This window comes from Streptomyces sp. P3 (assembly GCF_003032475.1).
GTDB lineage: Bacteria > Actinomycetota > Actinomycetes > Streptomycetales > Streptomycetaceae > Streptomyces.
This window is the reverse complement of the sequence record NZ_CP028369.1, coordinates 7,261,537-7,274,635: the sequence shown is the minus strand read 5'-3', so window position 1 is coordinate 7,274,635 and position 13,099 is coordinate 7,261,537. Positions and strand designations below refer to the sequence as shown.

Here is a 13,099-nt window from a genome sequence, read left to right as displayed (position 1 = left end):
ACCTGTCAGTCCAGGCACATACGGGTATCGCGGTAGACGTAGGTTCCGGACACCCAGCCCTTGACGCCGGTCGACCTGTCCGTGATGTAGAGCCAGTTGCCGCTCTTCTTGTGCACGGTGAACCTGTGGCTCTTGTAAAGCACGCCGAGCGCGGTGGACTTCGTGGTGGCCTTGGACCGGATGGTCACAGCCGACGCGTGGACCTTGTACGGCAGCGGCGGCAGGGACGAACAGCTGCTCGCGGGGGCCGCAGATACCGCGGCGGGTGCCGCACTGGCGGTGGTGGCGCAGAGCACCGGCAGGGCGAGCGTGCCGAGCATCGCCGCGGATATGGCAATTCGTGTGGAGCGCATGCGGAAGAAACCTCCGTGAAGGCATAGGGATTGTGTGGAATGGCGCCGCGGGAGTTGTCCCGGCGGCTGTATAAGGGTCCGGAGACTCGCCGGTTTGGCTAACCGGCGATCGTCGGCTATGTTGCGCCGCCAGCGTCGGCTTTGGCGCTCAGCGCGAGCGGCCGGGCGGGCGTGGAGCAGGGGCCTTCGGCAGGACGGCCGGGCGGCTGGCTGCGGCTGCCGGGCGGACCGGCGGCAGGGGGCTGGCCTCGTCGGTAAGCCGGTCGTCGCACCACTGCAGGGCTTCGCCCACGGTGTCGAAGCCGCCCTCGCGCAGGGTGTGCGTCCACGCGTCGGTGTCGACCTCCTCGACCACGACGCGGAACGGGCTGGGGGCTCGCTCGTCCAGGGCGCGCAGTGCCACGACGGTGACCATGTCGTCCGGGTCGTCGCGGGTGTAGGAGTAGCCCATGGCGTAGTGGTCGCCGTCGCCCGCAAGGCGTCGCTCCAGCGCACGAGTCGCCTCGTCTGCCGGCGGTGGCCCCAGCTCGGGGTCGAGGCCGATGGCGTCCTGCGGGCAGCCGCGGTGGACGAGCCAGGACTGCGCCATCGCGGGCAGTGGCACGCCGGCCTGCTCGAAGGTGAACGTCCGCTTCTCTCGGTCCCGTTGCAGATGCACGGCGAGCAGCTGCGGCATACCAGGGTGTCCCCAGGTGGCGGTGCGGTCGAAGAGGACGTAGTAGCTGTGCGCGCCGTTGGGAGTGTGGTGTGCGGCGAGGGGGACGAGCATGTCCTCGTGGACGGCGACCTGGCGGTAGAAGTCGAGGTACATCTCCTCGTCGGCATCGAAGTCGTCCAGCTCGAAGTCGACTTGGGGGATGGGCTTCCGGGCCGGCGCCGGTTCGGTAGGGGGCAACAAGGGCCTTTCGGTGGAGTTCAGCGCCGCTGCACCGGCGTGGACGGCGACGTGCCGGGGCGAGCCGGGAGCGTGGGTGCCCGTGTCGTGGGGGTCCGACGGGCGGCGAACAGCGCGGCGCGTCCGGCGTCGGTGAGTGCGACCGGCTGGCCGGCGTGCACGGGGTGGCCGGTATCCCTCACGACCAGGCCGGCGTCCTCCAGTCGCTGCAGCTTGGCGTGTGGGATGCGGGTACCGGAGGCGGCGGTGACGGACATCCGGCCGGTCAGCAGGTGTTCGTAGAGCTTGGCGCCACCGGCGATGGCGAGCAGGGCGGCGTGGTCGTCCGTCGCGAGTGGCTGCGCTTCGGGCGCCGGGGCCGCTGCGGCGGCCTCGATGGGCTCCAGGGCGGCGAGTACCTTCCCGGCGGCGGCGTTCCGTGCGTCGGCGGCCTCCTCCAGTTGGTCCACGGTGCGGTGGATGCGCGTGAACAGGGCGTCGTTGACGTCGAACTCGCCGCTGGAAAGGCGGTTCAGGAGGCGGCGGTAGAAGGTGACGCCGGTCTGGGTCTTGGCCAGCTCGCGGTGTCGATCGACCAGGTGGGCGTGTGGCTCGTCGAGGATGCCGCGGTCGCGGTAGGCCCACAGGGTGTCGATGTCGTGGCCGGTGGCGGCTTCGAGGCGGTGGTCGAGCGGGGAGACCGCACGCCGGGCTGGTGTCGGCGCGGGTTCAGGGGGCATAGGCGAGGTTCCGTGCGTTCAGCGGGTGTGGTGGTGCGCGGGGTTGTGTGCGGGACGGGGCAGACCCGGCGTTGCGGTGGACGGTGGACCGGGCCGGGGCGTCGGAGTGCGGGTGGTCAGCTGCGGGGAGCGGGAGCGGGCCGCGTGGGTGCGGGCGCTCAGCGGCCGGCGGGTCATCCCCAGGCGGCGGCCGACCTCGTCGTAGACGTCGTTGCCCGCACGCGGCCGGATGGCGACGACGTGGATCTCCTTTGAGTGCGCGGACTCCGCGGGGGCCGGGCGGACGCCGTAGACGACGCGCCAGTCCTTGCGCGAGTCCACGAAGAGCTTTCGGTAGCCCTCCAGGTCACCGTCGAGGCGCAGTCCGAAGCGCTGTGCGTTCACGACTTCTTGCAGGTAGGCGAGGGTGAGGTCGCGGATATCGCTGGGGGCTTGGAGGAGATCGGTCAGCGCGCGGGGGTCGAAGCTCAGTCCGAAGGCGGGCTGTCCCTGTCCCGCGGTCATGACGTCGGCTCTGCGGGCCCGTCGGCTTCCGCCGCCGCCGTCTCCGTGCGCGCGGACGGCGGCGGGCCGGGCAGAAGACGGTGCGCTGGCCGGTCGGGAGAGGTCATGCAGGCCGACAGCGGCCCGCCCGGTGCGCGGACGGCCGCAAGGGCGTGGGTGAGGAAGTCCCGGTGCCACACGAACAGGCCGCTCAATCCGGCTTCGGGGTCCTTGTGTTGCTGGTAGGCGAGCCACAGGGCGTGGAGCCAGGCCACGACATCATCGTGCTCCTGCCACTGCAGGCACCAGGGCGCTGCGGTGGTGACCTCCGCCCCGTACACCGGGAGGAAGAAGTCGTCGATCCAGTCCGACAAGGCGTCGAGTTCGTCTTCGCGTTCCTCCCCGTCGAGTTCCAGGATCGGGCGGGGCTCCGGCGGAGCGGCGGCAGGCGGCCCGCCGAGCCCCGGCATGCCGAACGCGGCGAACGGCGATCCGCTCGGCTCAGGGGCGGACGCGAGGTGGTCGAGTTGCTGCGCCTGTTGCGCCGACTGCTCCATGAGCCGTCGGACGCTCGCCTCGATTCCTTCCAGCTGTGGATCGGGAATGCGTACCGGCTCCAACTCCCCATCGTCAGGGGGTTTTATGGGTTCGGGCATGAAGAAGTTGGGCCTCCTACGAGACGCGGAATGTAAGGAAGACGGAAGCGGCAATGCTCGGACCGCCGACGGGTGACAAGTCCACTTCGCCGGATTGGCACTAGGGCGCCGGTCGCCTTGACGGGAAGCGCGCTCGCGGCTCAGGCGGTGAGAACCACGTCGTCTTGCGTGAGGGTCTTGCGGATCGTCTCGGTGAGCCGGTCAGCCGCGATCGCCGCGTAGTGCTCGGTCTTCTCCACGCCGATGAAGTCCCTGCCTTCCAGCAGTGCGGCCACCCCCGTGGAGCCGGAGCCGGCACAGAAGTCGAGCACCGTACCGTCCTCAGGACTGATCTTGACCAGCTCGCGCATCACCTCGACGGGCTTCTGCGTGATGTGCTGACGCTTCGCCCCCGAGGGCTGCGAGGCCGAGTACATGCCGGGCAGATAGACGGGGTTCCGGGAGCCGTCGATCGCCCCCTTGCTGGCCCAGACGATGAATTCACAGTTCTGGGTGAACCGGCCCTTCTGGGGCCTGGCCTGCGGCTTGTGCCAGGCCAGTACCCCACGCCACAGCCACCCTGCCGCCTGGATCGCATCCGTCGTGATCGGGAGTTGACGCCAGTCGGTGAACAGCAGAGCGGTCCCGCCGGTCTTGGTGAGGCGGTGGGCCTCGGTCATGATCTGCGTCAGCCAGAACCCGTAGCTTCGCTGGTCCATGTTCTCGCCGGTGAAGTCCGGCAGGGTGTGCTGGGCGTCGGCGGAGGTGTACTTCTGCTTCGCGGAGCGGGTGGTGCGCTCCTTCGCGGTCCTACCGCCCGAGTTGTACGGCGGATCGGTAATGACGGAGTCGACGCAGCCGTCCGGAAGGCCGGCGAGAACACTGAGGGCGTCGCCCTGGTGCAGAGAAAAAGGCAAAGAGGAACCCCTATTCGGGTGCGGAGTCGCGGAGAGAACTCACCGCCTCGCACACAAATCCTCGCGGGCCGGGAGTGGGCATGCAGAAGCCCAGGGCCACAGACCGAGGAAGGCGAGGGGGAGTCCAAAAACTGTAGAGGCGAAAACGCCGACGACCAAAAAGCTGGCGTGAGGTGCCGGATTCCGATACCTCACGCCAGCTTTTTGGTCAACCGCCGATCTGGGCCTACTGTTTTTGAACCGCCCGGCGCACACCGCCGCTGACTACTCCCTGCCCCACCTCACGGAGGTACCCCCTTGCCCCGGCACACCTAGCTCACCGCCCGGCCACGCGGAGCGAGCGGCAACTCGCCCCCACCGGCCCGCCTTGATCGCCCGCCCCGGCCGCCGCGCCCTTCCCATCATGCCTCGCGCACGCGGCACGCCGGACACTGCACCCCGAAGGACACGCTCATGACGTCTCGCCACCCACCCACGCCCGAAAGCCCTGGCCGGCGAGCGATCCGCTCCGGTTGAAGGCGCTCGCCGCCGGCATCGGCGTCGTCTTCCTCTCCCCAATCCTGATCGCCGGCACCGGCATGATGCTGGCCTCCTCCGCCGACGCCGTGCAGAGCAGCAGCTCCTTCAGCAGCTGCCTCACCGACATCGACACCGACGAGGTCGCCGAGCAGGTCACCAAGATTCTCGACGGCGCGTCCGGCAAGAACGTCCACGTCGAGGGCCTGGACCTGCCCGCCGAACAAGTCCCCAACGCGGCGACGATCGTGGCCGCCGGCCTCTCGCTCGACGTCCCCAGGAAGGGACAGATCATCGCGCTCGCCACCGCGATGCAGGAGAGCCGGCTGCGCAACCTCAACTACGGGGACCGGGACTCGCTCGGCCTGTTCCAGCAGCGTCCCTCCCAGGGCTGGGGCAGTGCCCAGCAGATCCGCGATCCGGTCTACGCCTCCGAGCAGTTCTACAAGCACTTGCTCAAGGTGAGCGGCTGGCAGCAGATGACCGTCGCCCAGGCCGCCCAAGCCGTGCAGAGATCCGCCTACCCCGACGCGTATGCGCAGTGGGAGAGCCTGGCCACCGCGCTGCAGGATGCCATCGCCAAGACCTTCCCGGGCGGCGGCACCGACGCGGACAGCAAGGGCGCAGACCAGGGCGAGCAAGCATCGACCGGCACGAGCGGCTGTGCTCCGGGCCAGGACGGTTCCGGCTTCGGCCGTATCCCCGAGGGAAGCGTCCCGAAGGGCTACGCGATCCCAAAGGACGCCGATCCGAAGGCACGCAAGGCCATCGAGTGGGCGATGCACCAGCTCGGCACGCTCTACCAGTGGGGCGGCACCTGCACCAACGCTCACGGCCCCGACCCCATGGGCCGCTGCGACTGCTCCAGCCTCATGCAGCAGGCGTACGCACATGCAGGCGTCACGCTCACCCGCACCACGTATACGCAGGTCAACGAGGGCAAGGCGGTCTCGCCAGCTCAACTCAAGCCCGGCGACCTGATCTTCAGCCGCGGCAGTGCCGCCCGCCCTGAGCACGTCGGCATGTACTTGGGCGAGGGCCTCGTGATCGAGGCGCCGCGCACCACCAAGCCGGTCCGGATCACTCCGATCAAGGACTGGACGATCCTCGCCGCCCGCCGCGTCCGGTGACACCGGCCGGGGCGCAAGGGGCCCCGGCGCACATCTCTGACCGAGATTCCCTCAACCGTACGGAGCATCTTCTTGATAACCCGCCCCCGCGCCCAGCGTGCCATCGCGGCAGCCTCTCTGGGCCTGGCCGTCGTCGCCGGCGGCCTCGCCACCGCCACCGCAGCACAGGCGTACGACACCGACACCACCACCATCAGCTGCAGTGCGGTCAAGGTGCGCAAGGCACCGTCGAAGACGTCCACGGTCTTGGGCATCGGCTACAGGCACGACAAGGTCGTCTACGACCAGTGGGTCTACAAGAAGGCCGAGAAGACCTGGTACACGCGCGGCACCGTCACCCGGAAGTCGGACGGCAAGAAAATCGGCCGCGGTTACATGATCTACAACTGCGCGAACCCGTACAAGACCAACCCCGCTCCGAAGCCGCCGGTCCCGAAGTAGGGGTCTTCCACGGCCGGTTCGGCCCCTGAGCCGGCGCCTTCGCCGGGAGCACTGGCTCGGTCCGCAGCCTCGGCGCGGCACCTGCTGCGTCCTCGTGCGAGCGATGCCGTCTCTTCGCGGACGCCGCCCGGGCCAGCCCGTGTCTCCACGGTGTCTGCCCTCCCTTTCTACGAGGCGCTGCCTCGTTCCTCCCTTTCCTTCTGTGATTCCCGCGCGCCAAATTTCGGCGCGCCCAAGGAGCTTCCTTGCCCCTACTCGAAACCGTGCAGTACCTGGCCTACGATCCCGGCATCACGCCGTCGGGCGGTGGCCTGCCCGGCCTGAGCGTGCTGAAGAACGTCGTCAACTCGATCAACCTGTTCGGCATCATCGCCGTCGTCGGCGCCCTCGCTGTGTCGCTCGGCGTGTGGGCTTGGGGACACCACACGGGCGGTCACCAGGCCGAGGCCAACGGGAAGAAGGGCGCGGTCGTGGCCGCGGGCGCCGCCCTGGGCCTGGGCGCCGCGAACGGCATCGTCGCGTTCTTCTCGACCCTCGGGTCGCAGGTGCACTGATGAAGAAACGACTCCCCTCCCTGTCTTCGTATGGCAGTGGCTGGTCGGCCAACCGGCGCATCGCGATCGTCGCCTCCGCCGTCGCAGTCCTGCTCGCCGTCGCCGGGATCGTCGCCCTGCTGACCGGCGGCGGCAACGGCCACCAGGCCCCGGGCACCGCCGCGCCTACCCCGAGTGGCAGCCCGTCCTCCTCCGAGGCCGCCCCCAAGCCTTCCTCCGGATCCGGGTCGGTGTCCCAGCCTCCGCAGATCGCCGAACCGGTCGCCTACGCCAAGGCGGCGGCCCAGATGCTGTGGTCCTACGACACCCGCGACACCAGCCGCGACCAACAACTCGCCGGCATGCGCGCCTGGATGACCACGGAGACCAAGTACGCCGACTGGGCCTCGGTCTCTGGCCAAGTGCCCGATCCGGTGCTGTGGTCGCGGATGGCCGACCAGGACCAGCACGCCACCGCCAGCGTCACCGAGGGCCACTACCCCTCCGCGTTCAAGCAGGCGCTGGCCGACGACCCGTCCGCGATCACCGAGGCGTACATCTACGTCGTCACCGTCAACGGCACGCAGCAGATCGCCTGGAAAAAGGGCGGCGGCGGAGCCGAGGAACGGGCCGTGACCCTCGCCGTCCAGTGCCGCCCGAATCACGACTGCACCCTGGCAGCCATCGCCCCGAGCGTCACGCAGTGACCCGCGCCTGAGACAAGAAAGGAGGAGTAACTCCTCGTGGGTTTCTGTGATTTCCCCCTGGCAGACAAGCTGTGCGCCGTCGGCGACGCAGTCGATTTCGCCTCGGACCCCGGCAAGGCCATCGGTGACTGGATGGCGAAGTCCGCCGGTGAACTGGCCGCCGCCGCAGCCGATCTGGCCGCCGAGGCCGTCAACACCACCACGAAGGTCGACCTCAACGCGTCGTGGTTCGTCGACAACTACGAGATGCTGCTGCCTCTGGGCCTGGTCCTGCTGGTCGCCACATTCTGCGCACAACTGGTCCGGGCCGCCATCCGACGCGACGGACAAGCCCTGGCACAAGCGTTCACCGGCACCATGAGCGGCGTCCTGTTCGCCTTCTGCGCCATCGCCTTCACCACGGTCGCCGTCGAAGTGGTCGATGCCGTCAGCGACGGCCTGTTCAAGACCGCCCACCTGAACATCGAGTCGGCCGTGCGACGCATCGTGAAGGTCAACCAGATCGCGGGCCTGTCCGGGATGGGCTGGCTCGTTGCGGTTGTCGCCGGCCTTGGTGCCGCCGTCGGTGCCTTCCTCTACTGGTGCGTGATGATGGTCCGCAAGGTCGGCATCCTCGTCATGGTCACGCTGGCTGTCTTCGCGTCCGCCGGCGGCGGGTGGGAGGTCGCGCGGCGCTGGCGCAAGGGCTGGATCGAGGCCACCGCCACCCTCGTCGTCTCCAAGCTCCTGATGACCGTGATCTTCGTCCTCGGTATCGCCGCCATGGGCAAAACCGAGGCCAAGGACGGCATCGCCGCTCTGGCCGACGTCATGTCCGGCATCGTGATCATGATCCTGGTGCTGCTGTGCCCCTACGCCGTCTTCAAGTTCGTGCACTGGGCGGCCGACGGGACCGACGGCGAGTCCATCCACCGTGCCGGTGGCGCCGGAGCGCAGATCGCCAAGGCGCATGCCGAGAACGCCGCCCGTAAGGCCGCCGCGGCTGCGGCCACTGCCGGAACCGGTGGCGCTGCAGCCGGAGCAGGCGCCGCACCGCAGGGGCCCGACGCCGCTGGCGGTGGCGGTTTCCCCGGCGACGTCGCCGCCAACCCGACCGGCGGCGGAGGGGGCAAGGAAGGTTCGCAGGACGGCGGTACGGGCGTCTCGCCCGGTGGCGACGCGGTCAAGTCCGGTCTGGAGAAAGCCGTCCAGCCCGCGCCGACGAGCGTGTCCGACGACACCAGCGGCCAAGTGGGCGGCAGCCCAGGGCCGGGCGGGCCCGGAGCGAACGCCGCCTCCGGCCAGGGCAGCGGATGGCAGTCCGCGCCGCCGACCACCACCGCGCCGCCGCAGGGCGCACCCCCGCCCTCCGGCTCACAGAACGCCACGTCCAGCGGGTCGGCCTCACCCTCTCCGCCGCCGACCGGCCTCTGATCCCCTGCCCGTCCACCGGGGGCGGGACGTGCGCTGCACCTCCCGCCCCCGGGTTCCCCCGCGTCTCCAGGACCCGCCCCTTTGACTGATCTCTCCGTCGCCCCGGTCACGGTGAAGTTCCCGCACCGGTCCCGCCGCGGCATCCTCCTCGGCCTCTCCCTGCCCCAACTCATCCTCGTCTCCTGCACACTGGCGCTCCTGCTGATGACGGTGGTCTCCACCGGACTGCTCGGCGCCGTCGCCCTGGCCCCGCTGTGGGCGGCATCCGGTGCGCTCGTCACAATCCGCCGGCACGGCCGCTCCCTCATCGACTGGGCGCCGATCGTCGCCCGCTACGCACACCGCCGCCGTACCGGCCAGACCCTCTGGCTCGCCCGGCCCGTCACCCGGCCCCGGCAGGACGGCATCCTCCACCTGCCCGGCACCACCGCCTCCCTCAAGGTGGTCACCCCCGGCGACTCCGCCAACGGCGCCGCAGCCGTCCACGACCCGCACCAGCACACCCTGACCGCCATCGCCCGCGTCACCAGCCGCGCCTTCGCCCTCCTCGACCCCGCCACCCAGAACCACAACGTGAGCAGCTGGGGACGCGCGCTCGCGGGCATCGCCCGCACCGGGCACGTCGCCACTGTGCAGGTGCTGGAACGCACCATCCCCGACTCGGGCGACACCCTCACCCGCCACTGGACCCACAACGGACAGCCCCAGACTCCCGTCGCCGGACAGATCTACTCCGAGCTGGTCGCCTCGGCCGGCCCTGCCGCAGCCCCGCACGAGACCTACCTCGCCATCTCCCTCGACCTCAAGGCCGCCCGGCGCCTGATCAACCAGGCCGGCGGAGGGCTGCCCGGCGCGTTCACCGTCATGGAGCAGACCACCGCCTCCATCGCCCAGGCCGCGCGCAACGCCGGACTCCAAGTCACCGGATGGCTGACCGCGAGGGAGATCGCCGCCGTCATCCGCACCGCCTACGACCCCAAGGCGCTCGCCGCCCTCCAGCAGTGGTCCGAGACCGGCCGCGCCGAGGCCGATCCCGCAGCCGCCGGGCCCGTCGTCCAGCTCGAGGAGTACGACCGGCTCGCCACCGACAGCGCACGGCACGCGACGTACTGGGTGGAGAACTGGCCGAGGACGGAGATGGGGGCCGGGTTCCTGCACGGGATCATGTTCACGGCCGGCGTGCGGCGCAGCCTCTCCCTTATATACGTGCCGCAGGGACTCGAGTCCGCGCTGCGAGACGTCCAGCGGAAGAAGGCGGCGATAATCGCCGACGCCAACGAGAGGGCCCGCCGGGGGCAGGTCGACAGCGAGGAAGACTCCGTCGAGTACGCCGACGTCAAGCAGCGTGAGCGCCAACTCATCGCCGGACACGCCGACGTGGCCCTGACCGGACTGGTCACCGTCACCGCCGAGACCGACGCCCTCCTGGACGCCGCCTGCGCACAGATCGAGACCCACGCCGTCACCTCCGGCGTCGATCTGCGACGGCTCAACTACCAGCAGCCGGACGCCTTCGCCCTCACCGCGCTCCCGCTCGCCCGGACCGCCCTGTGAGCCGGGCCCGTCCCCGCCGGACAGCGCCGTGGCGCCCGCCGCTCTTCGATCATCCGTCACCGCCCCTGCCTGCCGGCAGGAAGGACCACCACCTTTGACCGCTCCCACGCGTCCGGACGACGCGCACCCCTACCTCCGCGCCGCGAGCGCCGGAGTCCGCCACCACACCCGGGCCCTGGCACCGTCGGACGCGAACCCGCCCCGGCCAGCGGACCGCGTGCACCTTGACGTGCTGCACGCCCACCTCACCGCCCTGCACCAGCTCATGGACCGGCTCGCCGAAAACACCCGGCCTGCGCACCCCGCCGCCGGCCGCCACCTCGCCACCGCGCGCACCCGCCTCTGGCAGGCCACCAGCGAGGTCCACTCCGCCTTCCACCTGCTGCCCAACAACACGGCCGCAGAAGCCGATACGAGCGCATGCCATCCAGAGCGGCTGCCCGAGGGACCGCCCGTGCTCACGATCTGCCAGCGCCACCTCGCCGCCGGCCACAGCATCCGCCGCAAGACCACCCCCACCGACCTCCGCCCGCACACCACAGCCTGCGTGCGATGAGCACTACCCGCAGAAACGAGGGCCACCGATGAACTACCGGCCCGCCCGCCGCGCACGCCGCGCCTCCGCCAGCCCGCTCTTCACCCCCCACAGCACCGACCGCGCCAGCCGCAAGGCCGCCCGTCGCCAGCTCGCCGAGGCCACCGCCAAGGCCCGCGCTAAAGCCAGTGCCCACCAGAGCGAGACCGCGTCCGCCGCGCACGAGATGCCCACCGCGCTCTACCCGGCGAACGGACGTCCCGGACCCGCCTCCGCGCGGGGGAACCGGCTGAAACTGCCCGCCCACCGCATGACCACCGCGGTCGCGGCCGGTGCCTATCCCTTCCTCGCCGAAGGCGGACTCGGCGCCGAGGGCATCTACATCGGCCGCGACGTACACGCGGAAGCGTCCTTCGTCTTCGATCCGTTCGCGCTGTACGGCAAGGTCGAGGGATTCACCAACCCCAACCTCCTGCTCGCCGGGGTCATCGGCCAGGGCAAGAGCGCACTCGCCAAGTCCTTCGCGCTGCGTTCGGTGGCCTTCGGATACCGCGTCTACGTCCCGTGCGACCCGAAGGGCGAATGGACGCCGGTGGCACAAGCCCTCGGCGGCCGGTCCGTCGCTCTCGGCCCCGGACTGCCCGGACGGCTGAACCCCCTGGACGCGGCCCCGCGCCCGCACAGCGTCTCCGAGGACGACTGGGGCGGCGAGATCCGCAAACGGCGCCTGCTCCTGCTCGGCTCCCTGGCCCGGACGGTCCTGGGCCGGGACCTGATGCCCATGGAGCACACCGCCCTGGACGTCGCCCTGGACGCCGTCGTCACCCGCGCCGTCCACACTGGCCGCACCCCACTGCTCGGCGATGTCGCCGCCACCCTCAACAACCCCAGTGCGCTCGACGAGGCCGCCGGGATGGTGTCGGGCCAACTCGGCGACGCCGCACGCGACCTGGCCCACGCCATGCGCCGCCTCGTCCACGGTGATCTGGCCGGCATGTTCGACGCTCCCTCCACCGTCGCCTTCGACCCGAACGCACCGATGCTCACCATCGACCTCTCCCGGCTCGGCGGATCCGGCGACGACACCGCCCTCGTCCTGGCGATGACCTGCGCGAGTGCCTGGATGGAGTCCGCCCTCTCCGACCCGTCCGGCGGCCGGCGCTGGATCGTGTACGACGAGGCGTGGCGGTTGATGCGGCACGTCGGCCTGCTGCAGCGCATGCAGGCCCAGTGGAAGCTCAGCCGTGGCCTCGGCATCGCCAACCTCATGGTGATCCACCGGCTGTCTGACCTGCTCACCGCCGGCGACGCCGGATCACAAGGCCGGGCCTTGGCCGAGGGCCTCCTCGCCGACTGCAGCACCCGCATCATCTACCGCCAGGAGACCGACCAACTCCACGCCGCGGCCTCGCTGCTCGGCCTGACCTCCGTCGAAATGGACGCCATCGCCCACCTCAACCGAGGGCGTGGCCTGTGGAAAGTCGCCGGACGATCTTTCATCGTGCAGCACCTCCTGCACGCGTACGAGCTGGCACTCTTCGACACCGACGCCCGAATGCATAAAAAAGCCGCAAAAGACTCATGAAACCTGATATCCGGCGTGAATTGATCCCGCGCGCCACCACGCTCCACCTCATCGACGCGCTCAACGCCGTGAGGGGCAAACTCTCCGGCGCGTTCGAGCAGTGGGAGCTGCTGGACGACACCGGTCGCGTCCCGGCCTCGCCGTCCTACACCGCGCTTCTCCAGCACGTCACCGGCGCACAGGCGCTCGCCCGTGATGTCGTCCAGCTGACCGCGGACTTCGCCCGGACCACCTCCAGTACGAACCGTGCCGGCAGCGCCGTCCTCACCCATCTGGCGTCGGCGGTCACCCTGTCGAGCCAGGCCGTACCGCACTTCGCCGAGACCGCACAGACCGCGCTCTCACCGCCCCGGCCGCACAGCGAGAACGACAGCTACGTCCGTGACAACCGCATGGTCGTCGAACACGCGACGGCGCGTGCCTGTCTGCGGCGCGCGGCACAGGCGCTCGGTGACGCAGTCCAGGAACTCACCGACCACCTCGACTTCCACCGCTTCTTCCTCACGCCCTCCCACCGCCAGAGCCCGGTACCGCCGCCCAAACCGCGCGGTCGCCACCGCTGACCCGGACCGGCCCCACCCTTTCAAGGAGCCCTCTGAACCGCCCCGCCCACCTCAGCGACGCCGACTGGGCCGACTACCAGCAGTGCCAGGCCGAGCACGACGAGCTCATCGCACAAGTCG

15 protein-coding genes are annotated in these 13,099 nt (G+C 70.2%); 9 read left to right on the top strand and 6 right to left on the bottom strand.

Annotated elements, in window-relative coordinates; all coding sequences use genetic code 11:
* Positions 1-5: 5 nt before the first annotated feature.
* The 6 genes from C6376_RS31955 to C6376_RS31930 all read right to left on the bottom strand — a co-directional run bounded on the left by C6376_RS31955 (position 6) and on the right by C6376_RS31930 (position 4,002).
* On the bottom strand, positions 6-320 hold the full coding sequence (locus tag C6376_RS31955) for an SH3 domain-containing protein (RefSeq protein ID WP_061334509.1): 315 nt from the start codon (positions 318-320) through the stop codon (positions 6-8).
* A gap of 181 nt (positions 321-501) precedes the next feature.
* A complete protein-coding gene (locus C6376_RS31950) occupies positions 502-1,251 on the bottom strand; it encodes a hypothetical protein (protein WP_107446554.1) in 750 nt (249 codons plus the stop codon).
* Between the two features lie 17 nt (positions 1,252-1,268).
* Positions 1,269-1,967: a hypothetical protein gene (locus C6376_RS31945; RefSeq protein ID WP_107446553.1), complete on the bottom strand. Its 699-nt coding sequence runs from the start codon at positions 1,965-1,967 to the stop codon at positions 1,269-1,271.
* An 18-nt stretch (positions 1,968-1,985) separates the two neighbouring features.
* Positions 1,986-2,471, bottom strand: coding sequence for a hypothetical protein (locus C6376_RS31940; protein WP_061334895.1), 486 nt, complete (start codon positions 2,469-2,471; stop codon positions 1,986-1,988).
* Entirely contained in the window at positions 2,468-3,007 is a 540-nt protein-coding gene (locus C6376_RS31935) for a DUF4913 domain-containing protein (protein ID WP_061334896.1), read from the bottom strand. The genes C6376_RS31940 and C6376_RS31935 overlap by 4 nt, the downstream gene beginning before the upstream one ends.
* A 239-nt stretch (positions 3,008-3,246) precedes the next feature.
* Positions 3,247-4,002: a site-specific DNA-methyltransferase gene (locus C6376_RS31930; protein ID WP_107446552.1), complete on the bottom strand. Its 756-nt coding sequence runs from the start codon at positions 4,000-4,002 to the stop codon at positions 3,247-3,249.
* A 512-nt stretch (positions 4,003-4,514) separates the two neighbouring features.
* Here C6376_RS31930 and C6376_RS31925 point away from each other — a divergent pair.
* From C6376_RS31925 to C6376_RS31885, 9 genes are all read left to right on the top strand, one after another.
* Complete coding sequence (locus C6376_RS31925; protein WP_107446551.1) at positions 4,515-5,648, top strand: C40 family peptidase; 1,134 nt, start codon at positions 4,515-4,517, stop codon at positions 5,646-5,648.
* Between the two features lie 72 nt (positions 5,649-5,720).
* Complete coding sequence (locus tag C6376_RS31920) at positions 5,721-6,089, top strand: hypothetical protein (RefSeq protein ID WP_107446550.1); 369 nt, start codon at positions 5,721-5,723, stop codon at positions 6,087-6,089.
* A gap of 245 nt (positions 6,090-6,334) precedes the next feature.
* Positions 6,335-6,643 carry a DUF6112 family protein gene (locus tag C6376_RS31915; RefSeq protein WP_061334899.1) on the top strand — a complete coding sequence of 103 codons (309 nt, stop codon included), beginning with the start codon at positions 6,335-6,337 and terminating at the stop codon, positions 6,641-6,643.
* Positions 6,643-7,329, top strand: coding sequence for a hypothetical protein (locus C6376_RS31910; RefSeq protein ID WP_061334900.1), 687 nt, complete (start codon positions 6,643-6,645; stop codon positions 7,327-7,329). Before C6376_RS31915 ends, C6376_RS31910 begins: the two co-directional genes overlap by 1 nt.
* 36 nt (positions 7,330-7,365) lie before the next feature.
* Positions 7,366-8,742: an ATP-binding protein gene (locus C6376_RS31905; protein ID WP_107446549.1), complete on the top strand. Its 1,377-nt coding sequence runs from the start codon at positions 7,366-7,368 to the stop codon at positions 8,740-8,742.
* Positions 8,743-8,823: 81 nt separating this feature from the next.
* The gene (locus C6376_RS31900; protein WP_173985778.1) at positions 8,824-10,296 is read left to right on the top strand and encodes an SCO6880 family protein; all 1,473 of its coding nucleotides are present in this window, start codon (positions 8,824-8,826) and stop codon (positions 10,294-10,296) included.
* A 94-nt stretch (positions 10,297-10,390) separates the two neighbouring features.
* On the top strand, positions 10,391-10,852 hold the full coding sequence (locus tag C6376_RS31895; RefSeq protein ID WP_107446548.1) for a DUF6238 family protein: 462 nt from the start codon (positions 10,391-10,393) through the stop codon (positions 10,850-10,852).
* A gap of 28 nt (positions 10,853-10,880) precedes the next feature.
* Positions 10,881-12,416: a VirB4 family type IV secretion system protein gene (locus C6376_RS31890; protein WP_107446547.1), complete on the top strand. Its 1,536-nt coding sequence runs from the start codon at positions 10,881-10,883 to the stop codon at positions 12,414-12,416.
* Positions 12,413-12,979, top strand: a complete 567-nt coding sequence (locus tag C6376_RS31885) for a hypothetical protein (RefSeq protein ID WP_173985777.1) — start codon at positions 12,413-12,415, stop codon at positions 12,977-12,979. Before C6376_RS31890 ends, C6376_RS31885 begins: the two co-directional genes overlap by 4 nt.
* Positions 12,980-13,099 lie beyond the last annotated feature (120 nt).

Excerpts from the sequence above, each read along its gene's own strand:
- C6376_RS31955 (WP_061334509.1), bottom strand. The coding sequence starts at position 320 with ATGCTCGGCACGCTCGCCCTGCCGGTGCTCTGCGCCACCACCGCCAGT.
- C6376_RS31945 (WP_107446553.1), bottom strand. The coding sequence starts at position 1,967 with ATGCCCCCTGAACCCGCGCCGACACCAGCCCGGCGTGCGGTCTCCCCG.
- C6376_RS31940 (WP_061334895.1), bottom strand. The coding sequence starts at position 2,471 with ATGACCGCGGGACAGGGACAGCCCGCCTTCGGACTGAGCTTCGACCCC.
- C6376_RS31935 (WP_061334896.1), bottom strand. The coding sequence starts at position 3,007 with ATGGAGCAGTCGGCGCAACAGGCGCAGCAACTCGACCACCTCGCGTCC.
- C6376_RS31910 (WP_061334900.1), top strand. The coding sequence starts at position 6,643 with ATGAAGAAACGACTCCCCTCCCTGTCTTCGTATGGCAGTGGCTGGTCG.
- C6376_RS31890 (WP_107446547.1), top strand. The coding sequence starts at position 10,881 with ATGAACTACCGGCCCGCCCGCCGCGCACGCCGCGCCTCCGCCAGCCCG.
- C6376_RS31885 (WP_173985777.1), top strand. The coding sequence starts at position 12,413 with ATGAAACCTGATATCCGGCGTGAATTGATCCCGCGCGCCACCACGCTC.